Source organism: Fimbriimonas ginsengisoli Gsoil 348 (assembly GCF_000724625.1).
GTDB classification, from domain to species: domain Bacteria; phylum Armatimonadota; class Fimbriimonadia; order Fimbriimonadales; family Fimbriimonadaceae; genus Fimbriimonas; species Fimbriimonas ginsengisoli.
Map to the genome: position 1 here is coordinate 4,465,883 of NZ_CP007139.1, position 23,657 is coordinate 4,489,539.

General features: G+C 58.5%; 16 protein-coding genes. 8 read left to right on the top strand and 8 right to left on the bottom strand.

Annotation, left to right across the window (positions count from 1 at the left end):
* Nucleotides 1–26 precede the first annotated feature (26 nt).
* From gndA to pgl, 3 genes are all read left to right on the top strand, one after another.
* Nucleotides 27–1,433 carry an NADP-dependent phosphogluconate dehydrogenase gene (gene gndA / locus OP10G_RS20090; RefSeq protein WP_025228642.1) on the top strand — a complete coding sequence of 469 codons (1,407 nt, stop codon included), beginning with the start codon at nucleotides 27–29 and terminating at the stop codon, nucleotides 1,431–1,433.
* Between the two features lie 3 nt (nucleotides 1,434–1,436).
* Nucleotides 1,437–2,945, top strand: coding sequence for a glucose-6-phosphate dehydrogenase (gene zwf, locus OP10G_RS20095; RefSeq protein ID WP_025228641.1), 1,509 nt, complete (start codon nucleotides 1,437–1,439; stop codon nucleotides 2,943–2,945).
* Nucleotides 2,946–3,027: 82 nt separating this feature from the next.
* Nucleotides 3,028–3,741 (top strand): 6-phosphogluconolactonase, encoded by a 714-nt coding sequence (pgl, locus tag OP10G_RS20100; RefSeq protein ID WP_158409301.1) that lies wholly within the window; start codon nucleotides 3,028–3,030, stop codon nucleotides 3,739–3,741.
* 89 nt (nucleotides 3,742–3,830) lie between these two features.
* Here pgl and OP10G_RS20105 read toward each other — a convergent pair whose 3' ends face one another.
* The 6 genes from OP10G_RS20105 to OP10G_RS20135 form a co-directional block, all read right to left on the bottom strand.
* Complete coding sequence (locus OP10G_RS20105; protein ID WP_025228639.1) at nucleotides 3,831–4,274, bottom strand: hypothetical protein; 444 nt, start codon at nucleotides 4,272–4,274, stop codon at nucleotides 3,831–3,833.
* Nucleotides 4,275–4,743: 469 nt separating this feature from the next.
* Nucleotides 4,744–5,220, bottom strand: a complete 477-nt coding sequence (locus tag OP10G_RS20115) for a hypothetical protein (protein WP_025228637.1) — start codon at nucleotides 5,218–5,220, stop codon at nucleotides 4,744–4,746.
* A gap of 1,557 nt (nucleotides 5,221–6,777) precedes the next feature.
* A complete protein-coding gene (locus OP10G_RS20125) occupies nucleotides 6,778–7,413 on the bottom strand; it encodes a hypothetical protein (protein WP_144241275.1) in 636 nt (211 codons plus the stop codon).
* A 675-nt stretch (nucleotides 7,414–8,088) separates the two neighbouring features.
* Nucleotides 8,089–8,433 carry a hypothetical protein gene (locus OP10G_RS20130; RefSeq protein ID WP_025228634.1) on the bottom strand — a complete coding sequence of 115 codons (345 nt, stop codon included), beginning with the start codon at nucleotides 8,431–8,433 and terminating at the stop codon, nucleotides 8,089–8,091.
* A gap of 258 nt (nucleotides 8,434–8,691) precedes the next feature.
* Nucleotides 8,692–9,180, bottom strand: coding sequence for a hypothetical protein (locus OP10G_RS26525; RefSeq protein WP_144241276.1), 489 nt, complete (start codon nucleotides 9,178–9,180; stop codon nucleotides 8,692–8,694).
* 6 nt (nucleotides 9,181–9,186) lie between these two features.
* The gene (locus OP10G_RS20135; RefSeq protein ID WP_025228633.1) at nucleotides 9,187–13,098 is read right to left on the bottom strand and encodes an RHS repeat-associated core domain-containing protein; all 3,912 of its coding nucleotides are present in this window, start codon (nucleotides 13,096–13,098) and stop codon (nucleotides 9,187–9,189) included.
* A gap of 233 nt (nucleotides 13,099–13,331) precedes the next feature.
* On the opposite strand from OP10G_RS20135, the gene OP10G_RS20140 reads away from it, so the two are divergent.
* A complete protein-coding gene (locus OP10G_RS20140) occupies nucleotides 13,332–13,979 on the top strand; it encodes an SGNH/GDSL hydrolase family protein (RefSeq protein ID WP_038476177.1) in 648 nt (215 codons plus the stop codon).
* Nucleotides 13,980–14,124: 145 nt separating this feature from the next.
* Nucleotides 14,125–17,028, top strand: coding sequence for an ATP-binding protein (locus OP10G_RS20145; protein ID WP_025228632.1), 2,904 nt, complete (start codon nucleotides 14,125–14,127; stop codon nucleotides 17,026–17,028).
* On the opposite strand, the gene OP10G_RS20150 is transcribed toward OP10G_RS20145, so the two are convergent.
* Entirely contained in the window at nucleotides 17,025–17,396 is a 372-nt protein-coding gene (locus OP10G_RS20150) for a helix-turn-helix domain-containing protein (protein WP_025228631.1), read from the bottom strand. The two genes, OP10G_RS20145 and OP10G_RS20150, sit on opposite strands and share 4 nt — an antisense overlap.
* On the bottom strand, nucleotides 17,393–17,809 hold the full coding sequence (locus OP10G_RS20155) for a type II toxin-antitoxin system RelE/ParE family toxin (RefSeq protein WP_025228630.1): 417 nt from the start codon (nucleotides 17,807–17,809) through the stop codon (nucleotides 17,393–17,395). The genes OP10G_RS20150 and OP10G_RS20155 overlap by 4 nt, the downstream gene beginning before the upstream one ends.
* A 119-nt stretch (nucleotides 17,810–17,928) precedes the next feature.
* Between OP10G_RS20155 and OP10G_RS20160 the strand changes: the two genes are divergently transcribed.
* The 3 genes from OP10G_RS20160 to OP10G_RS20170 all read left to right on the top strand — a co-directional run bounded on the left by OP10G_RS20160 (nucleotide 17,929) and on the right by OP10G_RS20170 (nucleotide 23,646).
* Nucleotides 17,929–21,240: an alpha-mannosidase gene (locus OP10G_RS20160; RefSeq protein WP_025228629.1), complete on the top strand. Its 3,312-nt coding sequence runs from the start codon at nucleotides 17,929–17,931 to the stop codon at nucleotides 21,238–21,240.
* A gap of 750 nt (nucleotides 21,241–21,990) precedes the next feature.
* On the top strand, nucleotides 21,991–23,325 hold the full coding sequence (locus tag OP10G_RS20165) for a hypothetical protein (protein ID WP_025228628.1): 1,335 nt from the start codon (nucleotides 21,991–21,993) through the stop codon (nucleotides 23,323–23,325).
* A 51-nt stretch (nucleotides 23,326–23,376) separates the two neighbouring features.
* Nucleotides 23,377–23,646: a hypothetical protein gene (locus tag OP10G_RS20170; RefSeq protein WP_144241278.1), complete on the top strand. Its 270-nt coding sequence runs from the start codon at nucleotides 23,377–23,379 to the stop codon at nucleotides 23,644–23,646.
* Nucleotides 23,647–23,657: the final 11 nt, after the last annotated feature.

Here is a 23,657-nt window from a genome sequence, read left to right on the forward strand (position 1 = left end):
CGGACGCCTGTGCCACAAATAGAAAAATGAGCGAAAACACGAACGAGCCACAGTACGACTTCGGGATCATGGGCTTGGGCACGATGGGACGCGCCCTCCTGCTCAACATGGCCGACCACGGAAACGCCGTGTGCGGCTGGAATCGCGACCCGTCGAAGGCGCAAGCGGTCCAAGAGGAGACGGGCGGAAAAGTCGGCGGCTTTTCCGACCTGGGCCTGTTCGTGGCCGCCATCCGCAAGCCGAGAGCGATTATGATCCTCGTCCCCGCCGGCGGACCCACCGACGGGGTGCTACAGGGACTTCACCCCTACCTCGATCCCGGCGACTTCGTGATCGACGGCGGCAATGCTCACTTCAAGGACACCGAGCGCCGGATCACTGAAATGGGCGAGTTCGGCTTCGGCTTTATGGGGATGGGAGTCTCCGGTGGCGAGAAGGGCGCGCGGTACGGCCCCAGCATGATGCCCGGCGGAACACCCGAGCAATACGAGCGGATCCGGCCGATTCTCGAGAGCGTCGCTGCCAAGTACGACGGCGAGCCGTGCGTCGCCCTAATGGGCGCCCGCTCCGGCGGACACTACGTGAAGATGGTGCACAACGGCATCGAGTACGCCGTCATGCAGCTCATTGCCGAGACGTACGACATCCTGCACCGAGCCCAGGGCCGTGGCAACGACGACCTCGCCCAAATGTTCGGACGATGGAATCAAGGGGAGTTGCAGAGCTTCCTCGTCGAGATCACCAGCATCGTCTTGGCTGAGAAAGATGGCGACAAATCGCTCGTCGACCTCATCTCCGACAAGGCGAAGAGCAAAGGGACCGGCAAATGGACGTCGCAGGACGCCATGGACCTCGGAATGCCGGTGCCGAGCATCGACGCCGCCGTCAACGCCCGTGAAGTCAGCGGCTACAAAGGCGACCGCGAGGCCGCGGAGAAGCTCTACGGCACTCCGCTCCTGGGCAACGTCTCCGACATTGCCGAGGGCGACCTGGAAAAGGCGTTGCTCGCCTCCATGATCCTCTGCTACGCGCAAGGGCTCGCCCAGATCCGGGCCGCGAGCGACGAGTACAAGTACGGTACCGATCTGCCCACCGTCGCCAAGGTGTGGCGCGCCGGCTGTATCATCCGCTCCCGCGAGCTTGCCCATATTCAGGCTGCTTACGCCAACCGCACCGACCTGCCGAACCTGCTGCTCGATCAGGATTACTCGCGCCGCTTGCACGACCTGATTCCCGCGCTGCGCAAAGTCGTCGTCTCCGCCACCGCCGCCGGCATCCCGATCCCCGCGTACGCCGCCTCGCTCAACTACTTCGACAGCTACCGAACCGGACGCTTGCCCGCCAACCTCATCCAAGCGCAACGCGACCTGTTCGGCGCGCACACTTACGAGCGGCTCGACAAGGAGGGGTCGTTCCACACCCAGTGGGAATAAAAGATGCAACCTCCTGAGCTTCCACCGACCATCGTCGCGATCTTCGGCGCAACCGGAGATCTGACCAAGCGCAAGCTGTTGCCGGCGCTCTACAACCTGTGGCTGGATGGGCAGATGCCCAAGCAGTTCTCCATCCTCGGCGTCTCCCGGCAAGGCAGCACCGAGCAGTTCTGCGAGGGGATGAAGCAGGCGATGGCCGAATTCTCTCGCCGAGGGGCGCCCGACGAAACGAAGTGGCGAGAGTTCGCCAAGCACATCGAGTTCCTAAAGGGAACGTTCGACGATCCGCGCACCTTCGAGAAGCTGAAGCACCGGATCGAAAAGGACGAGGCGGAATACGGGCAACGCGCGTCGCGCGTTTACTATCTCTCTGTCCCTCCCGGAATCTTCGGAATGATCGCCGACGGTCTCGGTCACGCCGGCCTCTCGCAAGATAGGACCCACGACCGGATCGTTATCGAGAAGCCGTTCGGCCGTGACCTCGAGTCGGCCGAGGCGCTGAACGCGCAAATCCTCCGGAACTTCGAGGAGCGGCAGATCTACCGGATCGACCATTACCTGGGCAAGGAAACCGTTCAAAACATCCTCGCCTTCCGGTTTGCGAATGCGCTTTACGAACCGATCTGGAATCGGCGTTACGTGGACCACGTGCAGATCACCGTGGCGGAGGATGTCGGCGTCGGCACCCGCGGCAACTACTACGAAACCTCCGGCGCCCTCCGCGACATGGTGCAGAACCATCTGCTCCAGCTCATGTGCCTCGTGGGAATGGAGCCGCTCGCCTCGTTCGATGCCGACGAGGTTCGAAACAAGAAGGTCGACGTACTCCGCGCCGTGCGCCCGCTGGCGAAGCAAGATCCCCACGACTATGCCGTGCGAGGCCAGTATGGCCCCGGCAATATGCAGAATGAGAGCGTCCTCGGCTACCGCCAAGAGGTCGGCGTCGATCCGTTTTCGGCGACGGAGACCTACGTCGCGCTCAAGCTGTACCTGGATAACTGGCGCTGGCAAAACGTGCCGTTCTACCTGCGAACCGGCAAGCGGCTACCCCGCAAGCTTTCGCAGATCGTGCTGCAGTTCCGCCCGGTGCCGCACCAGATGTTCCCTCCCGAGTCGTCCGAGGTTTTTGAGCCGAACCGGTTGATTATCAACATCCAACCTGAGGAAGGGATCATCATGCGGTTCCAGGCAAAGGAGCCGGGAGCCGGGATGCGCCTGCGAACGGTCTCGATGGAGTTCGACTACGCCGAAGCGTTCCATGCGACGAACCGCGAGGCGTACGAAACCCTTTTGCAGGAAGTGATCGAAGGGGACCAAGCCCTGTTCATGCGCGACGACCAAGAGCGAGTCGCCTGGAAGCTGATCGAGCCGCTCCTCGACCACTGGCAAGTCTCCCCCGCCAGCCACTTCCCTAACTACGTAGCCGGCACCTGGGGCCCCGAAAGCGCCGACATGATGCTCGCCCGCGACGGCCGAAGCTGGTACAACCCCATGGCCGGAGTCAAGCTCTAACCTCTTCCGGAGCCCCCTCCTCGTCGATGTCTGTGCGATGAGGAGGGGGTTGGAGGTGGAGAAATCCGGAAAAGGCATGCCAATGATCCACCTTTTCTCCAACGCTGAAGCGCTCGCCCAAGCCGCCGCGACTGAATTTGCCCGTGCCTCCTCCGCCTCCATCTCGGCCCGCGGCCGTTTCACGGTCGCCCTTAGCGGAGGCAGCACGCCCAAGCGCCTTCACGCCCTCCTCGCCTCCCCACCGCTTCGCGACCAAGTCGCGTGGGACCGGGTGCACCTCCTTTTCGGCGACGAGAGATACGTGCCGCCAAGCGACGAGCAGAGCAATGAGCGAATGGCGCGCGAAACGCTTGTCTCCCGCGTCCCGATCCCAGAGGCGAACGTCCACGGCATGTACGCCCCCGGTGGACCCGACGCGGCTGCCTCCGCCTACGAAGACCTCGTCAGGTCACTCCTGGGAGACGAGCTCGCCATCGACCTAACCCTCTTGGGCCTCGGCCCCGACGGTCACACCGCTTCCCTATTCCCTGGGCGTCCATCCGTCCACGAGACCGACCGTCTGGTCATCGCCGCCAAAGCCAACGCCGGAGTGGAGGACCGAATCACCATGACCGTTCCCCTCCTCAATCGATCGCGAGAGATCCTCTTCCTCGCCGCCGGCGCGGATAAGGCCGACGCGGTGCGCCGAGCCCTCGATGCCCCCGAGAACTGGGACGAAACCCCTTCGCAAGCGGTGGCCCGCCACGCCCCCAACGTCGTGTGGTTCTTGGACGAAGCCGCCAACGCCGCCCGTTAAACCGTTTCAAAACCCCAGGCCGACGTGGATGCCTCCCGAAGCGTTGGAACAACGCGCCGTCGGGAGGCTAAGTCCGTCCCCGACGATCATCACTGCACCTGGTCCCTATAGTGATGATGATCGTCGGCATCCCAAGGAGGAAGCAAGGTTTTGGCTAGAGGGCCATCTTTCGCCGCTAACCGGCAGTACCCCGGCTTCTCCCCCTCGCGTAACAACGCATGGTACTTCCCGCGAAGGTGAATCGCCGCCTCCAACTTGTCGCCTAGCTCGCCCCAGGACACGAAGATTTCACTTGAACTCGTTAACGGCTCGAATATTTCTCCACGGACAAACCCAACGGAATTGGCAAAAGGAAGCAAATTCCTGGCGTTTTCCAGCTCCCATTCAGGGCGTTCCGGTGGCGGAATGGCATTGTAAAGCCAGACGTCCGAAACGAACTTTCCATCGACGAGAAGATAGGCATAACCGCACCGGTCATCATCCTCGATCACCAGTGAATCACCCCAGTCCGAAACGTACTTAAACAGCACCATGCTAAGCCTTCTTGGAGCCTACCATCACATTGTTTCTTCTGCCCCTCCCAGAACCCAAACTATCTCCCGATCACTTTTCATTAGATGAGTGATGTAGACCTATACTCTTCTTCGCTACTCCTTCAGGGCTCTCGGTTGGCTAGAGATGCGGGAAAGATTGTTGAGACGAGGAGAGAAAGACCAATGCCGATCGCACATTCGAAGATGCTCTCACAGGAACGAAGGAATCCATACCCATTCAGACCAAAGAGAGAGGGGTCCGAGAGCCACGCCGGTGCTGCATACAAAACGAAAAGCATGCCGACGACGGGAGATCTACCCTTGCCCATCCTGTTTCTACGACGGATGCGAGTAAATACGTAAAAACCCCACAAAACGTCTGCCGCGAAAAGGATAGCCAACAGGACCATCGCATCATGTCGCGGCATCGTTTTCATCTCTATGAAACGTCTCCCTTAGAATCCCGCCATCAGACTTTCGTGCGCTCGAGATAGGTCCAAATCGGCCCCTCGGGATATCGGACGCGGAAAGCTCCGCCAGCTACAAAGGCACCCACCTTCGAAACGTATTTGGCTGAAGAGGGCCGCTGGCACCACTCCCAAAGTGTCTTCAGATTCCACCCCTGCCCGGTTTCAAACCCCTCAGGCAGTCCAGAGGGAGTGCTGGCAAGCCATCCGAGAGCCGCTTCCAAAGATTGGCTTAGCGCAACCGCCTCAAAATCGGTAACTTCACCGATCAGTCTCCAACCCAGCCACCATCCAATCTGACTCTTGGGAAGTCTCTCTCGCTCCCAGCCGGCCCGTCCGGAAAACCACTTCGCCCGTGTCGGTTGAAAACCGAAGTGGTTAGCGAGCATGAGCAGATATCCCATATCGTCACAAAACACCCGAACCGCCAAGAACACCCGCTCGTCGTCGGGAATATGGACTAGGTTCACTTCAGACATTCATTCTGACCCAGCGGAGCTAACCTGACGTACTTACGACGACCCGAGACCACTTTAATCTCTCTCTAAAGCGCGTGGTCACAACGCCCACGAAGGGACTAGGATAAGCCTCAATCGGGCGACAGTTATTTCTAACTAGGACTTATCAGGCATTCGGTCTCAGATTCAAATGTCTATTATGAGTATGCACTTCGACTGACGTTCGAGCTAACTGTCAGGGCATAGAGACAAGATAAGCGATCTCAATTCGCGACGATTCTTCATGCTCAAAAAGTGCTTTCCCTGTTTATCGAGAACATTACCCATCAAATCCAACATGGTGATAGATCCATTTGGGTATACGATTTTTAGGCGAACATTCTCAAGCGAAAATTTGGTGGATGCCCCATCATTCCTTGATAGGATCGTTTCAATTTCCTTTAGATTGCCCTTTACCAGGCTCGTGATCTCAAACCTGTCCTCGATCTTCCAATCGTCCGTCCCAGAAAATCGCTGGGCGAACAATGGGAAATAATAGACCTGCGCAGGATAACGCCGCCAATACCTTCTATCTTGCGATTTTACGGAAGGAAATGCCGAAATTGCAAGAACCGCAAATATCATCACTACCGACTTGGTCACCAAACTTCTATTCATTTAGAACCCTCAGACCTTATTTTTTGATTTTTCCGATCGTTGAAATCCTCAAACTTCCGCATTATCGGATTCAGGACTTGTCTCCCTTAGAATTCCGCCATATCAGCTTTTCCTTCGCTCCGGGTATGTCCAAAATGGAACCGTGAGAGTCAAAATTGCGTGAATTCCCACGTCCCATGTCGTCGATCACGTAGATATTCCCGGTAAGGCTTACAAACCCATAACCATTGAGCCTCAGCTCTCCCGCTTATAACGAATTCTCGAACGCTATCGGCCGTCTGCATTTCCTGAAAGAACGGAGCGAGTACGCGAGCGTAACTTAGATTTGCCCACTCCTCTGCCAATCCGTCATTTTGAGCAAGTTGGCTGGTAATTGGTTCCGGGGTAAATGAGCTGTCACCAACGCTGTATCCAAGGCATCCCATGACATGCCATTCGTCTTCCGGGTGTATCCGAGATACTTCGTTGACAAGTAGACGCGGATAGACCCGGAGTCCTCCCTGTCTAATCTCGACAAATACTTTTTGTGTCACTTCAGGCAACATCCGGTGTAACTCCGACCTTACGACTTCAAAGCCGTCACACTTCCACCACTTGAGCACATTACGCCGCAACTGATTGAGGCTCTTAGATTGATCCTTCATTTTCTAATAATTCAGCAAAGAATTTGTCATATGCTCCCGAATCACCGATCTTCCGACGGCAACCGGGACCTCCCTGTCGAGACATATCCCTCTTTGAGTCTTTCGCAAATCCACCTTCGAGCAACCTGCCTGGAGTTCATACCCAACGGTTCCCCTTGGCGCCTGCCTAGAGTGGAGATCAGCGAAATGTTAGAGTTTCGACCGCAACGGATAGTTGAATTCCGTTAAGCGTAGGTGCCTTGATAGTAACTTGAGGTTTCCAGTGTCTGGGTTGAAATCATCTAAGGAAGCGAATGGACCTAACAAGGAATGAGAAAAATGACAGAATCCCTCTGAGGTACTTCTTCCGTGCAAAGAGGGATTTGACACGCTTCCTTTGAATGTACTGATTGAGGGGGTGACGGATGGCAGCTCTATCCAACTCCTTTTCCAGAGCGTCCCGACTTCCGTTTTTCTCGAGAAGGTGCAGCCGTAGTAGCGCTCCATCCGCAAGTTCTCCGATGTCCGGATCAGAGAGCAATCCTAGGATATCGACGGGTTCGCCTAAGTTAGAGGCCCAGTAGGCTAAAGCAATCTTCCATTGGACGTCCGAATCGGACACTTCCCGGACTCGAACCAAGACACGCTTGGCGGCCAGCGTGTCGCCTAATTCGTTGTAATGAAACATTAGATACCTTGCCAGCACCGTGTCGCCAGAAGTATCGAACGCCCCTTGGAGTGCTTCAAGGTCCTCACTCTTGTGTTCGAGTAAATATTTCGTGTGAGCGAGTAACCCCCTCGAAGAAGCGGATCCCTCGATGCCGTCTGCAAGCCTCGCCTCATCAATGGCACTCTTGTAATCTCTAAGCAAGATGCTGGACTGAGTAAGCAGGTTATATGTGTATCCGTTCTTTTCCCCAAGATCGGCGATCATAAATCTGGCAAGGTCTGGCTGCCCGAGAGCTAAAAAGGAAGCTGCGCCCACGTTTCCCAAGTCCAATTCGTTGGGATATGTGCCCATTAAGCGCTTTGCTTCGCTTGAGCACTCACCATAACGTCCGAGTCCGAATAGTGCCCGACAGCGGAGTTTCCCGGCTACAAGTGGATGGAGCTGCCTGTAGTTACCTAAGGCAGCTAACGCTTCGCCCAATCGATTGCTGCGCAGCAATTGCTCTATCTCTTCCGTCGGTGTAGACCGCATCGTTTTCCAAAGGTTGGCTTAGCATGTACCCCAGGAGCTTTTTGCCATTATTGTAACTGAAGATCCATCAGGTTTAAGAATCTTTACGTCGTACCTGGTTGCCGCTCTTCCCAACAAAGATGCCATCTTCGATACGGCGTTCGCGTCGCGAGATCTGAGTGCGTGCACAACTACTTCCGCGGGAAAGCCACCAAGTTCTAATACCTCGCTCCCTTTGTACGCATCAACTTGCGGAAATGCATGGGTTCCAGGAATATCACCCAATTTAATCAGTTTCCATCGACAAGAAAGGGACTAATCGAACGTCGCCCCAGTCGGCCGAGAAAGACTTAGCATCGGTTCCTAGCCGTTGAGTCAATCTCCCGCAGTGGTCCAGACGCCGCCGGCATGGCGGTAGGCGCGCCGCCATCAAGGATGCTTCATGTACCGGTTCCCTTGAAGTTTCTCCGCGTATTCCGGGATGATTTTGGTCTCAATGAAGTTAAGTCGCTGCTCCAGGTCATCGACTGCCTCCTGCGTCGGCTCGATAGGTGATAAGGTCCTGCGGTCGAGGACGGGCATAAGGTCATCGACCCTTTCCCCAGTTCGTGTCGCTACTATCCAGGCGTCAAGTTCTCCGATATATCCTTCGAGTGCCTCCTTGCCGTTCGGAGCGAAGCCGACATCAAGTTGAGCCGGGGGCACCTCACCGCATACGACCCACACCTGGCGCCGTTCGGTATCGGACCAAGCGTCAAAAAGAAACAGAGCCATCTTCGAGAACCCCCAAGCTAAGTAACCCGGTCCTACTCCTCGACACAAGGAATGCGCCCGTAAAAACCGCTCCGCCTCCGCAGCCAGAGTAAGCACTTCTTCAGAATCATCTGCGGACGTCTCATCAATGCACTCAATTGGCAGAAATGCGTCAGTAGATATCGTCAGCCATTACTTCGCATCCTGCCTAGCATGTCTCATTGGGGTCATAGGGCAGCCGCGAAGCCTTCACCTTCATCGAAGTATCGAGGTGGATATCTAACGGATATCCACCGAATCGAATTGTGCTCCTGGCAGAATCTTAAATTGAATAACCAGGTCATCGAAACTTGGCTTATCCATATGACTACTACACCTAGCCATCCATTCAACTGAAGGGGATATCTCTTCCACGATCATTCCTGAAAACCCTACCCAAGCCACCTCCTCACCTCGGCGTGTTTTCCACGTGTTCCAGATCTTAACGGTCGCCCGGACGTCATTAGGAACCAGATCTAGCTCTAGGTACCAAGGTTCGCGGTCATACCAGCATACGATGGAGCGATGCTTCTCCCCGTCCGCAAGTAAATGGCCACCTTTTAGAGATACCGTGACGGCCTGTAGAATAGAGGTATCTGCTCGAAGGACTTTTACTTTAAGTGTCGAAGGCGCGTCAATATTCCGACTAAAGGATGGCAGAATAATTTGATTGCCATTCTCAATCGGGGCTCCATGATTTTCCTTCCAACTTTCACCAAAGGATTTCATTTTCTTTCAATATCCGGGATGTCGGCTGGGGTCAACGCGCGCGTGATCTTGCGGCCATCTTTCGCGGTAGGTGTTGCCTCCATCCCTGTAGGGAATAGGCTCGTGACTTATTTCCTTCGTTTCCAAGCCTCCCTTGTCATCATTCCACCTTTGCGGCCCGCGTCCGTGCCTCATTCGTTCCAAATCGGAGTCCGTGAAACCATCTTCAGGAGTTGGATCGTTCGCCCTAGCCTTCCAATGCATCTTAGCTATCTTTGGTCTAGACAGACCTGGCTCGTGTTCATATAGCGGTGGCTCGTCGTCAACAGAGTCGTTCTCCCTTAGAGATCCTACAGCAATGGCAAAAGTCGCTACCGCCATGGGATCGCTAAGGCCATGTTCGAATGCTTGCCCCCTCTGGATCGTTATGTCGTGGGGCGATTTTATGCCTCCGGGGCTAGTAGGAGCCTGTGCTCCCTCGATCGAGATAAAAACGACTAGCGCAAGAACGACCCAGAAGAATTGACCGTTGGGATCGGCATAACGTGTGGGATTATTCCCGCAATATGAGTACCAGTTTCGCCCATCCTTTGCAGAATCTCTAGTAATAAATCGACCAGCGCTAGCATCATAGTATCGATGTCCAAGTAACTTCAGGCCACTATCTGCGTCCTCTTGGTATCCTTCTTTTCCAACAAAGCCAAATGGTCCGCTAGGACTGCCCGAACTGGAAACAACGAGACCAAACGCGTCGTACGTTCTCGTCGATGTCGTAATCGCCGTTGTCCCCGTTTGCCTTGACACGGTGCCAAGCCTGTCAGCTAGATCGTAGGTGGTCGTACTGCTTCGCCGCTCCGAGATTCCGGGGGTGTACGTTGCGTATCCATCGCTTAGAACCGGTGAAGTAACGTCGACTCCATCCCGGCGATAGGTAGAGGTCCCCGCCGAGTCGACTTTCCCCACCCGAGTGTCAAGTCCGTTGTAGGTGAACGAGTTGGTAGAGGAGCCGGGATAGGTGATCCCAGTGACCCGGCTCTCGTAGTCGTAGGTCAGCGTGGTCGTACCGGCCGAGGTCACAACGGAAGTCGTTCTTCCGGCGGTGTCGTAGCCAAAGCTCTTTGTCGTCGTTCCGCCGACCGCAACGCTCGTCAGCTTGTCGCCATCGTCGTTGGTGTACGTCTCGGTGACTCCACCGAGGGTCTTGGAAGCGCGGTTACCGTTGGCGTCGTAGGTGTAAGTCGCCGAGTAGCCGGTTCTCGACTCGGTGAGGAGCTGGTCGATGTTGTCGTAGGTGTACGAAGTGGTAACCGAATCGACCGTCTTGCTGGAGAGGTTGCTTCCACTGTCGTAGGAGTAGCTCTCGGAGGAGATGACGGTTCCCCCGCTCGTCTTGTGCGAAACGGAGGTCTGGCGGTTCCTAGAGTCGTAACCGAAGTCGTCGTACTGGCCGCCGCTGAACGTCTGCCGGGTGGTCCGGTTTGCGTTGTCGAAAGTGAAACTCGTCGTCTCCGACTGAGGGTTCACGAGGCTTGTGAGACGGTCTGCGTTGTCGAAGGTGTAGGTAGTGGTTCCCGTGGAATCCACCATCGTCGCCTTACGGTTCGCGTTGTCGTAAGTGTAGGTCAGGTTCCCCTGAGGGGTGTTCAGGCCGGTTACCCGGCTGGCGTTGTCATACGTCCAAGAGGTCGTCCCCGTTGAGTCCACCATCGAAGTACGGCGATTCGCGTTGTTGTAGCCAAAGCTGGTGTCGGTTCCAGTCGGGTAGTCGACTCCCGTCTGCCGCCCCGAATCGTCGAACGTGTACAGGATCGACTGCGAAAGCGGATTCGTATACGCCGTGGTGTTACCGGCCCCGTCGTAGCTCCAACTCTCCACCGCCGAGTCCGGCATCGTGAGCGTCGCCACCTCTCCTCGGTTCGTGAAGGTGTAGGTGCTCACCTTACCGCGCCCGTTGGTAACCGTGGTTCTTCTATCGGCGTTGTCGTAGCCGTAGCTCTCGACCTCGCTCTTGGCATTGGTGACGCTCGTCAAGCGCCCCGCGTTGTCGTATGCGTAGTTGGTCGAGTGCGAATTCTCGTCGGTGACGGCGGATACCTGGTCCACCGCGTTGTAGCTCTTCGTCGCCGCGGTGCTGTCGGCGTGGGTGTAGGTGACCGGCCGGCTCCATGCGTCGTAGGCGACGCTCTCGACGTGAGAGAGCGCGTCGGTGGTGCTCGTCACCCGGCTCAGACCGTCGTAGGCAATCGTCGTTACGTGCGAAAGCGGGTCGGTGCTGCTCGTGCAGTTTCCGTCCGTATCGTACGAGAGGGTGGTCGTATGGTTCAGCGCGTCCTTGGTGGTCGCCATCAGCCCATAGGTGCCGAACGTGTTCGTCACCGTCACGTGGGAGAGCGGATCGGTGCTCGTCAGAAGGTTCCCGTTCGCGTCGTAAGTGTTCGTCGTCACGTGAGAGAGCGCGTCCGTCACCGTGAGCGGCTCCGAGAACCCGTTGTAGGTGTAGGTCGTGACGTGGGAAAGCGGATCGGTTACCGTAAGCACGTTCCCGCTGGAATCGAACGTGCGGGTCCAAGTCTTTCCCCGCTTGTCGACGACCGTCAGGGGATTGTGGTTAGAGTCGCGGCTCGTGACGCTTTCGCTGAACCCGCTTTCGTCCTGGCTACTCGCCAACGCGCCCGAAGAGTAGTTGTCGGTCGCCACGTGAGAGAGGGGGTCGGTGATCGTCGTCGCGCTCGACGTGTAGCCGTAAGAAGTGGTGTGGGAGAGCGGATCGACTTCGGTGGCGATGCTGCCGTCGGTGTTATACGTCCTCGTCCAGACCTTCCCCCGCCGATCCGTATGAGTAAGGATCCGCCCGGAGGTGTCGTAAGTAAACCAATCGGTGTAGGTCACCGCATCCAGCACCGGCCAGGTCACGGTGGTAAGGCAGTCGCTGCCGTTGCGAGTGAACGACCATGTCCTTCCCAAGGGGTCCGTAATGCTCGTGAACTTGCCGCTAGACACCGAAATCGAGATGTGCCGCCCGGTTTGGTCGCTGATCTGAGTGCAGTAGTTGCTCGAGTTCAGGGTAAGCGTGATCTGGTTTCCGTTCCGATCCTGGATGGCAGTGCAAAAGCCGGCGGAGTTGAATTGATACTTCTCGCCCGTCTTCTTGGTCACCGTCCAGGTGCCGTCGCCGTTGTGCAAGAGCGCGTCGTAAACGCCGGCGGGAGCGGTGTACGTCGTGTACCAAGCCGAAGGGCCGTGAGGGGCGATCGTCTCCCCCATCGCTCCCGGCGCCAACGCCTCCGTTCCGCCTCCCCCTCCACCCGTCGTTCCTCCGGCCGTCGTAGTGCCCCCGGAATCCGAAGAAGTGAACGGGATCGAGAGGCCGTCTCCCCAATGGACGACCGGATTGCCGGTGAGGTTGTTGATGTAGATGTCGTAAGACCAGGTCCACCCTTTCCCGAGCTCGTCCTCGTAGTTGGTTTGGCTGTTGTGGTAGAGGCTAAACTCCACCGGCATTCCACCCCGGCCCGTCCACGACACCAATGGGATCTTTGTCAGCTTGTTCCCGTTACCGGTGTTGACGCCGTTGGTCGATCCCTCCCACGGATACGTAGTCCCCGGCTCGGCCGCCACCGCCAGCGAGTGGGGCGGAATCTGCGCCGGTTCGGTGGACGCATAGAGCGGCTGGGCGCTCTCTTCCGCATCCACGAGCGCCGCCCGCGTCCACACTCCGCCCCGTCCATGCGGGTCCCGGCCGGGGTGCTGGCCTAAGTACGGCTTCGTAGGAGCCTGGGTGTACGCACCGTGAGGATTCCTCAGGTACTGGGCCACCGCTTCACCCACCGAAAGTGAGATCGCGTGAGTGCCGGAAGCGGTCGCCGCGGTAAGAACGGTTGTGGCCGTAAAAAACGACAGGGCACGAAACAGCAGCGGGTAACGGTCAGCCAGAGCCATGGATTAGCGATAGTACAACGACGCACCACTTATTCCAAGTTAAGGTCCGATGCTTACCCGTGTAAATGTCACAGCAATACGAAGTATTAGTATAAGTGCCAGATTTCAAGGGAAAGACGTACTCGCTGGTTGACGCCCATCTCTTCGCCTCGGCAAAAACTAAAAAACCGTGGAATGAACCTGCTTTTGAGCCTAAAGGGCCGTCCGCGCTATATTCATCATCACAGATGCCGATCAAACTCGACCGTAACGACAAGTGGCTCTTCATCGGGGACTCGATCACCGATTGTGGGCGGGCGCAGCCGGTGGGCGAAGGGCTCTTTGGCGCTCTCGGTAGCGGGTACGTGCAGATGGTGGCGGGGCTGCTCGCCGCCACCTACCCTGAGGGGAACCACCGCGTCGTCAATATGGGGAACAGCGGCAATACGGTTCGGGACCTCAAGGGGCGTTGGCAGCGGGACGTCTTCGACCAAAAGCCGGATTGGCTAAGCGTCATGATCGGGACCAACGACGTTTGGCGTCAATTCGATTCGCCCACCCAACCCGAAATCCATGTCCCGATCGACGAATACGAAGCCACCTACGAAGAGCTTATCGACCTCACCAAGGGCTCCGTACAAGGGTTGATCCTGGCCACCCCGTTCTACATTGAGCCGAACCGCAACGATCCGATGCGGCGCGAAATGGACCGCTATGGCGAGGTCGTGAAACGCCTGGCGGCCAAGCACAGTGCCATTTTCGTCGATACCCAGGCCGCCTTCGACGAGACGATGAAGTCGATCTATCCCGCCACCATCGCCTGGGATCGGGTCCACCCCAACTACATCGGGGTTGCAGTGTTGGCGAAGGCGTTCCTCGACGCCATACAGTTCGATTGGTGACGCGCGTCCAAAGTCCCGCCCTCAAAGCCAAAAACGTGCGACACTGAACTAAGACCGTTTAGATGGGGATAAACGACAGGGTCATTACTCGGGCGGGCCGCCCGTGCCACCTTAGCTAAACGGTATCAGGCACTGAACTCGCACGATGATCGAACTTCGGCTTTTTGGGCGGTACGAGGTGACGGTCGATGGCACTCCCCTGCGCCGCCTCCGGACCCATCGAGGACACATGGTCCTCGCCCTTCTCGGCCTCCGCCTCGGAAAGCCGATCGATCGCCACGCCATCGCCGAAACCGTATGGCCCTACAGCGAGCCTAGCGACGCCCTCTACAGCCTTCGCCGAACCCTCACCGACCTTCGCCAAGCGCTCGGCACCGAGTCCGGCGCCATCGTTTCGCCCACTCCCACCACCCTCCAACTAGACGAAAACCGAGTGCTCGTCGATGTGCGAGAGTACGAGCGCCTGATCGCCCGAGACGCCACCGGCGCGATCGACGCCGCCGACTGGTACCGCGGCCCGCTCCTGGACGGTTGGACCGAAGATTGGGTGGTGGAACGGCGTGGCCACTATGTGTTCGGTTTTCGAGACGCCCTGCTTCGGGCGTCGGCGATGTTGGAAGCCGAAGAGCGATTCTCCGAAGCCACCGAAGCGTTGCGCAAACTCCTCGTCCACGAGCCGCACGACGAAGGGCTGGTTCGCCGGGCCATGCACCTCATGGAGCGAGCCGGAAACGGCGCGGGCGCGGTAGCCCTATACGAATCGTTCCGACAGCGCCTCGCCTCCGAGCTCGGGCTCTCCGTCTCGGACGAAACGACCCGCACCGCCGACGAAATCGCCGGACGGGCAAAGCCCTCTAAGCTGGATAATGTGCCGGTCAGCGGGTCCATTCCCGTTCCCGATGGCTCCCTGGTCGGGCGGTCGGAGGAGATCGCTCAGTTAAAGACGCGGGTCCGGACCCGGTCGTTGGTTACGCTTCTCGGACTCGGCGGAATCGGCAAAACCCGGCTCGGAATCGAAGTCGCACGGGAGCTCGAACACGAGTTTCCCGACGGCGCCTGGTTCGTCCCACTCGCGTCGATTCGCGAGCCGGCCGAAGTCGCCATGGCGTTGGCCGCCGCGTTGCGTCCGATCGATCCTCAACCGAACGAGCCGGCGGCGACGTTGGCGACCCGGCTCTCGCGAGCCTCGTTCCTCCTACTGCTCGACAACTGCGAGCACGTGCTGGACGCCGCCCGGGATGTCTGCGCTTCCCTTCGAACCCACTGCCCCAACGCGCGCATCGTAGCCACCAGCCAACAAACCCTCGGCCTGGAAGGGGAGCAAAGCTTTCGAGTTCCCGTCTTCGATCATGAGGACGCGGTCCGGCTCTTCTGCCGCCGCGCTCAAGAAGCCAGCCCGGGCCTCGTTCTCTCGGACGATGGACGAGAATCGGTCGCCCGGATCTGCCGCCGGCTCGAAGGGATTCCCCTCGCCATCGAGCTCGCCGCCGGCCGCGCCCGATTCCTAACCCCGTCCCGCATCGACGAGTTGCTCGGCGAGCGGCTAGAGCTTCTAAAGGCGCCCGCTCCCGGGAGGGACCCCCGGCACTGCACCCTCGACGCAACCCTCGGTTGGAGCTTGGATCTGCTTGGCGAAGCCGACCGGGAGACCCTCTACGTCGCATCCGCGTTCGCCGGCTCCTGGACCGTGGACGATCTCCTCGACTTAACCCAAAACACCAACCCGGTCGACCTCGTCCGGTCGCTGGAGGCCCTTGTCGACCGGTCCCTCATCGTAGAGGCGGAAACCTCCGGAAGGCCGCGTTTCAAGATTCTGGACCCGGTCAGGCGGTTTGCGTGGGAAATGGTCGAGCGGGGCGGACGCGCCAATGAGCTTCGAGACCGCCATCTCGCGTTCGTGGTAGCCCGTTGCGAAGAGTGCCAGACCAACATGATCGGGGTCGGCTCCGCCGCCGTTCACGCCATCCTGACCAATATCCAAGAGGAGATCTCCTCTGCGTTCGCCTGGGCGGAGCGGAGTGGCGATGCTCTGTCCGCTCTCAAAATCGCCCACCTCACCTGGTCGTTTAGTTGGAACCAGGGATGGCTGGAGCTGGGCCGGACGCGGGCGGAGCGCGCCATCGCCATTCCCGGCGGGCAGCGGTTCCCCCGCGAGTACGCCCACGCCCTCCACACTTGCGGCGCCGGAGCCTGGAGCCAGGCCGACTACGACGTCACGTTCACCCGCGTGTCGGAAGCGCTCGTCTTTTTCAAGGAAGTGGACGATCTCGACGGCGTTGCCCGCTCCGCCTTTACCTTGGGGATCGTCATGCAGAACCAGGGTCGGTCGCAAGAGGCCTTGGAGCAGCTCGAATACTCGTTGCCGCTTTGCGAGAAAGCCCCTGGACGAGAGCGTTATGCCTCCTGCCTCTCCGCCCTCGCCCTCAGCTATTTCGAGGTTCTACGGCTAGACGACGCCCTTGAGATGTTCGACCGGGCCATCAAGGAGTGCCAGGAAAAAGACTGCACGAACGTGATGGTCATCGTCCAACTGAACCTTGCCCAGACGTACCATGCCCTCGGCCGAACGGATGAGGCTTACGAGACCTTTGCCCAAGCCCGCGCGGGCGCCCTCGAACGAAAGATCGCCGTGATGCGGATCATGGCCGAACACTACCGAGCGTGGCTGGACCTCGACATGGGCAAGCCCGCCGAAGCGGCCGCCAGCTTCTCGGTCGGGCTCGAGGAATTCACGAAGATGGGCGAGCGGCGCGGAGTGGCTCTTAACGTAGAGGGAATGGGCTTGGCCGCCGTCGCCGCTGGAGATATCGAGCGCGGCGCCCGTTTGCTCGGCGCCGCGTCCGTCATGCGAGAAGCGATCCCCGCCATGCGCTGCCCGGCCCACGAGGCGCGATTCCAACGCCAGACCGCCACTGGCCGCCAAGACGCCGGTTTCGCGGACGCGTATGCCGCGGGACGTGAGCTTTCTCCCGGGGACGCGGTAACCCTCGCAAAAACGGTTGGCGAAGAGATGCTAAGCGTTGAGCCCGTTGCCTACCGAGGAAACTAGCCGCTTGACAGGACGACGGGAGCACTCCCGGCGACTGCTTTCACCACCCTAATATGCCCCGGCGCAGTTCGCTCCTCTTTAAGGCTCTCGACCTCTGGCTCCTCGATGACGATCGTCACGTTTCTGCCAAGCGCGGTGAGCATGTGCGATAAGCGGTCGATGGAAAAACTCCGGGTCCGGCCGCGAAGCAGCTTTGAAAGGGTCGGCTGATCAACGCCCATAAGCTGGGCGGCTTTGGTCTGGCTGAGCTGCTTCGAGTCAATGGCTTTCGTCAACGCCCGGACGAGCTCAGCTTTGGCGACCATCTCTTCCGCATTTTCATAGCCGAGGTCGGCAAATACGTTGCCGCTACTTAACTCGAAGCTCATTCCTTCCTCTTTTCGGGAGCCGGGTCTATTCGTCTGCGGTGAGCGCCTTCCTGTGTCTTTATCCATTCTTTGTGTATCTCCTCGGCCGCCTTCAACCGTTGCTTGATCAGTTGCGTATCGTGCTGCGGAGTTTTCGAACCGTGGGTGCTCTTCTTCTGGAAGCAGTGAAGCACGTAGACCTTTTCGGCAAACCTCACGGTGTAGACGGCTCGGTAAGTGTCAGTGTCAAAGTCCTCCACGACCTCGAGAACATTTGCACCTCCGAACCCCAGCAAGGGCTTAGCATTCTTGGGTTTTCCGCCCCGCTGCACCGTGTCCAGTGCATAGCCCACCTCGTCGACGACTTCGTTTGGAAACTTGAGCAAGTCGCGCTTGCTTGAGCCAACCCATACGACCGCCTTCTCCTCGGACATCTATGGTCTATATACCATGACTTTGGACTTACGAGTGGTTACCGCTGTTCGCACCGGCTCTGCAACGCTTGGTGAGTTCCCGGTCGTCAATTCACAGGAAGGCGTAAAATCGACGGCACATGACAGTGTCGCTTTTGGCTCTGGCCGCGATCTCCGCCCACTTCCCCGTCCGTGCCCAAGCGGATACATGCTTGGCCTTCGTGTCGAGCAACCTCGCCCATGGGCGGGAGAACTTCTTCACCTACTACAAGTTCTCCGACCAGCGGATCGCCATCAAGGAAGGGGACGTGCTCGTCTATTCCGTCTTCCTCGATCCGAAGAACCCGGTGGCGAAGGGAGGGTTGGACGTCGATTTCGCGGACGATAAGGACTCATTGCGCGACATCCATCTAAAGGATACGCAAGGGCTCGATTGCCACGGCGACACCGTTCTCACCCCCGCCATCGGCAAATGGTACGTGCGCCGCATCCCTCTCGTGGGGCAAGCCGGACGAACGACGGTGGCATGGAACGCAAACTTCGAAGGGGACGAGTTTGGCCCCTACGTTCAATGGCTGGATGACATCTACGTGGAGCACGCGGATGGCACCCGCACCCCCGTGTACACCAATGGCCTGCCGCCAACCCGTCAGTTGGTTAACAGCAATGGGTATTCGAAGCTTCCGATCTTCATCTCCGTAGACCGAAGCAAAGTGGTCGAAGGCGCCAATACCGCGGCGCTCGTCGCCCAAGTGGAGGCGGCCGGCAAGCGAATCGCCAGCCTGGAGAATGCGCGGAGGGACATCGAATTTGCCCGCGGATTCCTGAAAGGAAATCCGGATCCCGCGCTAGAGGGCCACATCCGGGAAGCGGCAGCGCTGCTCGATGCCGTCGAGCGGAAGGAGAATGCTTCGCCCGAAGAGATTCAGGCCGCGCTTCACGCCGCGAACCATGCGCTCTCCCACACGCACCCGGTGATGGAGAAGTACACGGGACACCTCGTCGGGCACGCCCACATCGACCTGCAGTGGCTATGGGAGTGGCAAGAGGGGCTGGTCGTCACCCACGACACGTTCAACCAGGCCGCCAAGTTCATGGACGAGTTCCCCGGCTTCACCTTTAGCCAAAGCTCGTCCTGGCTGTACAAGGCGGTCGAGGAGCAGTACCCCGCCCTGTTCAAAACCATCCAGCAGAAGGTGAAGAAAGGACAGTGGGAGCTGGTCGGCGGTCGCGTTTGCGAGGGGGACACGAACATGATCTCCCCTGAGTCGCACGCCCGCCAATTCCTCTACGGCCAGCGCTACTTCCGAGAGAAGTTCGGCAAGACGGCCCGGGTGGCGTGGGAGCCGGACACCTTCGGTCATAACGCCCAAATGCCGCAGATCGCCAAGCTCGGCGGATGCGATGCGTACTACTTCTGCCGGGGCGGCAAGGAGAAGCCGCTGTTTTGGTGGACCGCCCTCGACGGCACCAAAATTCTAACCTTCGACGAGCCGGCCACCGGTTCTTGGTACAACAGCGATCTCTCCTACAAGCAGTTCCAGGAGATGCTCGATTTCCGCGACAAGACCGGCAGCAAGGACATGCTGTGGGTCTATGGAGTTGGCAACCACGGCGGCGGCCCCACCCGCGAGATGATTCAGGAAGCGCTCGGCTGGATGAAAGACCCGACCAAACCGAAGGTCCGCTTCTCTACCGCCACCGAGTTCTTCGACAAGCTGCGCACCTACGATCTGAAGAAGATTCCGACGATCCAAGACGAGCTCAACCCGGTCTTCGACGGCTGCTACACCACCCACTCCGAAATCAAGCAGCTCAACCGGCAAGCGGAGGCGATGACCACCGCCGCTGAGGCGATCGCGACCGTCGCTTCCCTTCGCGGCTTCGCCTATCCCAAGGCGTCGTTCCGCCGCAACTGGGAGGAGATCTGCTTCAACCACCACCACGACACTCTCCCTGGCTCGGGAATCCACGCCCCGTACGAGAAGACCAAAGTCCAGCTCCAGAGGGTGGTCTTCGACGACCGCGACATTATCCAGCGCGCCATGGAGTCGATGGCGGTCCAAGTCACCGCCCCCAAAGGGATCAGTCAGATGGTCTTCAATCCCACCGGCTGGACCCGAAGCGGATGGGTGGAGACCTACCTCGTGAAGAGCGGGTGGGACGCCGACAGTGGGGTAACCCCGGAGAACGCGGTTGCCGTCGCCCCGGACGGCGCCAAGTTCCCGGTCCAGCTCATCGACGGCCCGAGCCGCAAGATCCGGTTCTGGGCCGGCAACGTGCCGGCGTTCGGTTACAAAGTGTTCAATTTCCAGATCGGGACGGTGCCAAAGCCAAAGGTGCGAATGACGGGTGAAGGCTCGTTCGAAACCGATGCCTATCAGGTGACTTTCGATGTGAAGCGCGGGCTGATCACGAGTCTTTTCGACAAGCGCTTAAAGCGGGAAATGGCGGGCTCGTCGCTGGGCCGCTTGGAGAACCACTTCGAAGGACCCGGCGGCATGAGCGCTTGGGTGATCGGCGCGATCTCGAAGGTCGAGCCGTTGGAGTGCGTCGACCATGCGGTGACCGGCACACCGGAGCATGTCGAGGTGCGTTTCGACTATGTTCTTAAGGCGCACAACTCGCTGAGCCGGGACACCAAGGTGACCCAACGGTTCGTTCTGGATACGCGAAAACCGACGATCGAAACCGACGTCGATTGCGACTGGAACGCGATCGGCACCGGCGACGAGCCGTCGCCGATGCTCCGCGTGGCGTTCGACACCGCGACGACGGCAACATCGGCGCGGTATGAGATTCCGTTCGGCTCCATCGATCGGAAGTCCGACGGCCGCGAGTTCCCCGCTCTCCAATGGGCCGACCAAAGCGGCATTGCCGTCCTCAACGACAGCAAGCACGGCTACTCGTCCGACGGAAAGACCTTGCGTCTCACACTCATCCGCGCGTCGCATGACCCAGACCCGGTACCCAACCCCGGCCACCACCACTGGCGCTACTCAATCGTCCCGCACGGCTCCGAGATGAACTACGCGCAGTTGACTGAGATCGCCACCGAGTTTAATATCCCGCTCTTTAACGCCTCGGTCCCTTACGATGCTCGCGGCGACCAGCCGCTAGAATACAGGACGATCACGATGGGGACGGACCCGGTCGTCCCCACCGCGCTAAAGCGATCTGAGGATGGTAATGACTTAATTCTCAGATTCTTCCAGGCTTCGGGCCAACCGAGTGCGCGGTATTCGGCAAGAATCTTTCCCTTCTTTAAGCGCGCATCTTGGGTGAACTTCGTTGAAGATCCCCTAAGTATCGCCGGCCAAAGCGATGTCGGCACCGGCTCCGCCGGCCCTGATGGCGGCCGCCTTATCTACGACCTTCGCCCCTTTGAGATCCGGACGGTCAAGATTCAGCTTCAACCTAAGGGATATTCGCCAAAACCGCCAATGGAATAACCACTCCGGAGCCCCCTCTCCCTCCTTCGGATGTTTCGTGCCGAACGAGGGAGAGGGGGGATGCCGTTGCACATCTTGCACGTGAGGAAGACTCTGGGCGAGTTCCGGAGTCGCCTTCACTCCTTGGCGGAGAAGGCGTTGCATGGCGCTTCACACGAGGTCATCTCCTAACGATCTAAGGTGCGTCCCCGCGCAGATCCCTGAATCAGCGCTGAAGGCGCGGTGTCTCAAAGCGAAGGGTGAGCAAAGCGTAACCCTGGTATCGAGCCGATGAACCCTCCGAGCCCTGAAAGCGGCGATATCAACTGTCCACGATTAACCTCCTCTCGGCTTTGGTGATATCGCCCCTACAGGGCTCGAAGGGGGTGGGTGGCTCCGTTACCAGGGTTACGCTTCGCTCACCCTTCGCTTTGGTATTACGCCACCTTCGGGGCTAGGTTCGGTTGGATTTGTCTTCGTGGGATTGGATTACCTTCGGTGGTTAGGAGCATCGGTTTGGGAGAAATGCAACGCAAAGGCTTCCGGAGCATCCGGTGCTCCGCCTCTACAACGGCCTTTGAGTGGATTGGCATGAGGAGGGGTCTGAGAATAACCAAATGCCACCAAACAGGACGCAGGCAAACACTGCTTCCCAAACTAGAAAAGGTTGCGTCCTACGCGAAACTTGGGCATCTTTCCACATACCGTCTACTCCAACGGGTTCATCGCCCTCGTCCCGCGTATCATGAAATCCTCTGCCACTAAGGTCAAGTGAAGAATCCTCGCCGAGCGTTACTATTCTCTGGAGCGGTTGCCCTACTGGCGGCGACCGGCTACTGCGCGCTCCGGCCGACCTGGAGACGCGCTACCCGCGCGGAAGTCGATCGCATCCTCGGACCCGAACTCGTGCGGCCAGTAACGATTGATCCGGTAAAGAAAGCCCGGTTCAATCGTGCGGTCGCGATTATCGGCTCACTACGCCTAAGTATGTTTCCGACGGACGTCGTTACCCATCTCCACAATATTCAAGAGGATGCGAGAGTTTTTTGGGACACGAATCCCGTCCAGCTTGGAAGACTAAGCGCGGTTATCGACGAAGGACCGTGGCAATGTACGCCCGACATCGGGCGAGGAATCGACCCCAAAGAACCGGTTAATAGACTCATCCAAAGTTTGCCATTTGCCGTACTTGGCTCCACTAAGCCGGCCGACCGAAACCGGTTCAAATATCTCGCGAGCCTTGCCTGTCGATTCTCGCGTCGGTTAGTGGAAAGTGCAACTACTCCAACCGACTACGAGATTTTCGCCCAGGGTAGACAGGACGTAGATTGCGCGATCGCCGAATCAATTGAATCCTCCCGGCTCGACGCCGGGACGTTGCGCAACCTGCTCGATCAGTTGGACAAGCCGCTGCCAGACCGAACCGTGATTCGCGAGGTCGTCCGCGAGGAATTTCGAGACACCTTTTACGACTATCTCCCGGACCCCCGGGCGAGCAAAGCTTGGCAAAGTGGAATTCCGCGGGTTCCCGGAGTCGCCGAGAATGCCCCTTTTCTCTGCGGCAACTATTCCGCCACCGATACGGCGACAGAAATGAATCTCCTCTATTCCAAGATGATGGAGAACGTGTCCGGCGATTATCGAAGATTCGACCCGCGAGCCGAGGCTAAGGTAAGGCAGCTAGCATCCGCCGTAGACGAATTCCCCTGCCCTGCGGAAGACACCCTGGAAGCGTTTGAATTCAAGTTCAAGATGAACCGAATCGATAATTCGTTCGGCCGATATTTACTTGGCTCGCATCTTTCTTCCGACCAACTTCTCGCGGCGAGAATGCTCAGCGAAACGACTCATGAACTCGTGAGAGGCGAACTCTCCTTGGCTCTCTACTCGCGCCAGTTTGGTCATTTGCCGGAAGACCTGTCGGACTTGGTTCATAGCAAAGTTATCGATCGCCCCTTAGTCGACCCCTACTCGGGCGAACCCCTGCACTATGATCCCAAACGCCGCCGGCTCTGGAGTGTGGGGGGCAACATGACCGATGAGCGCGGCACGGGAAAGAAATTTCGAGATCAACTCGAACAAGATCTCATCTGTCCAATACCGTGAGTCGCCGTCCGGGCACTCTCTATCTCGACCAAATCCATTAACATGGACAACATGCCGGAGTATGCTTCTCGTCGCGATCTTTTGAAGCTGGGGTTGGTGAGTGCGGCCGCGGTCGCGATACCGGTGACCGCAATGGGCCAGGTTCCAACCTCGGACGACATCGAAAAAGAGCTCGGCCATCCGTTGCCCGACGAGGCGAAAAAGCTGCTGAAGGCGGCAGTAGAGGCGAACCGCACCAACGCCACCGACCGACTGAAGACAAAGCTTCCCGACTGCAGCGAGCCGTGTTTCGTCTACCGACCGACCGGGGGCAAGAAGTGAACCCATTCGCC

Bases quoted from the DNA above. Each gene is read 5' to 3' on its own strand.
- gndA (WP_025228642.1), top strand. From the start codon at position 27: ATGAGCGAAAACACGAACGAGCCACAGTACGACTTCGGGATCATGGGC.
- zwf (WP_025228641.1), top strand. From the start codon at position 1,437: ATGCAACCTCCTGAGCTTCCACCGACCATCGTCGCGATCTTCGGCGCA.
- pgl (WP_158409301.1), top strand. From the start codon at position 3,028: ATGATCCACCTTTTCTCCAACGCTGAAGCGCTCGCCCAAGCCGCCGCG.
- OP10G_RS20105 (WP_025228639.1), bottom strand. From the start codon at position 4,274: ATGGTGCTGTTTAAGTACGTTTCGGACTGGGGTGATTCACTGGTGATC.
- OP10G_RS20115 (WP_025228637.1), bottom strand. From the start codon at position 5,220: ATGTCTGAAGTGAACCTAGTCCATATTCCCGACGACGAGCGGGTGTTC.
- OP10G_RS20125 (WP_144241275.1), bottom strand. From the start codon at position 7,413: ATGATCGCCGATCTTGGGGAAAAGAACGGATACACATATAACCTGCTT.
- OP10G_RS20130 (WP_025228634.1), bottom strand. From the start codon at position 8,433: ATGGCTCTGTTTCTTTTTGACGCTTGGTCCGATACCGAACGGCGCCAG.
- OP10G_RS26525 (WP_144241276.1), bottom strand. From the start codon at position 9,180: ATGAAATCCTTTGGTGAAAGTTGGAAGGAAAATCATGGAGCCCCGATT.
- OP10G_RS20135 (WP_025228633.1), bottom strand. From the start codon at position 13,098: ATGGCTCTGGCTGACCGTTACCCGCTGCTGTTTCGTGCCCTGTCGTTT.
- OP10G_RS20145 (WP_025228632.1), top strand. From the start codon at position 14,125: ATGATCGAACTTCGGCTTTTTGGGCGGTACGAGGTGACGGTCGATGGC.
- OP10G_RS20150 (WP_025228631.1), bottom strand. From the start codon at position 17,396: ATGAGCTTCGAGTTAAGTAGCGGCAACGTATTTGCCGACCTCGGCTAT.
- OP10G_RS20155 (WP_025228630.1), bottom strand. From the start codon at position 17,809: ATGTCCGAGGAGAAGGCGGTCGTATGGGTTGGCTCAAGCAAGCGCGAC.
- OP10G_RS20160 (WP_025228629.1), top strand. From the start codon at position 17,929: ATGACAGTGTCGCTTTTGGCTCTGGCCGCGATCTCCGCCCACTTCCCC.
- OP10G_RS20170 (WP_144241278.1), top strand. From the start codon at position 23,377: ATGCCGGAGTATGCTTCTCGTCGCGATCTTTTGAAGCTGGGGTTGGTG.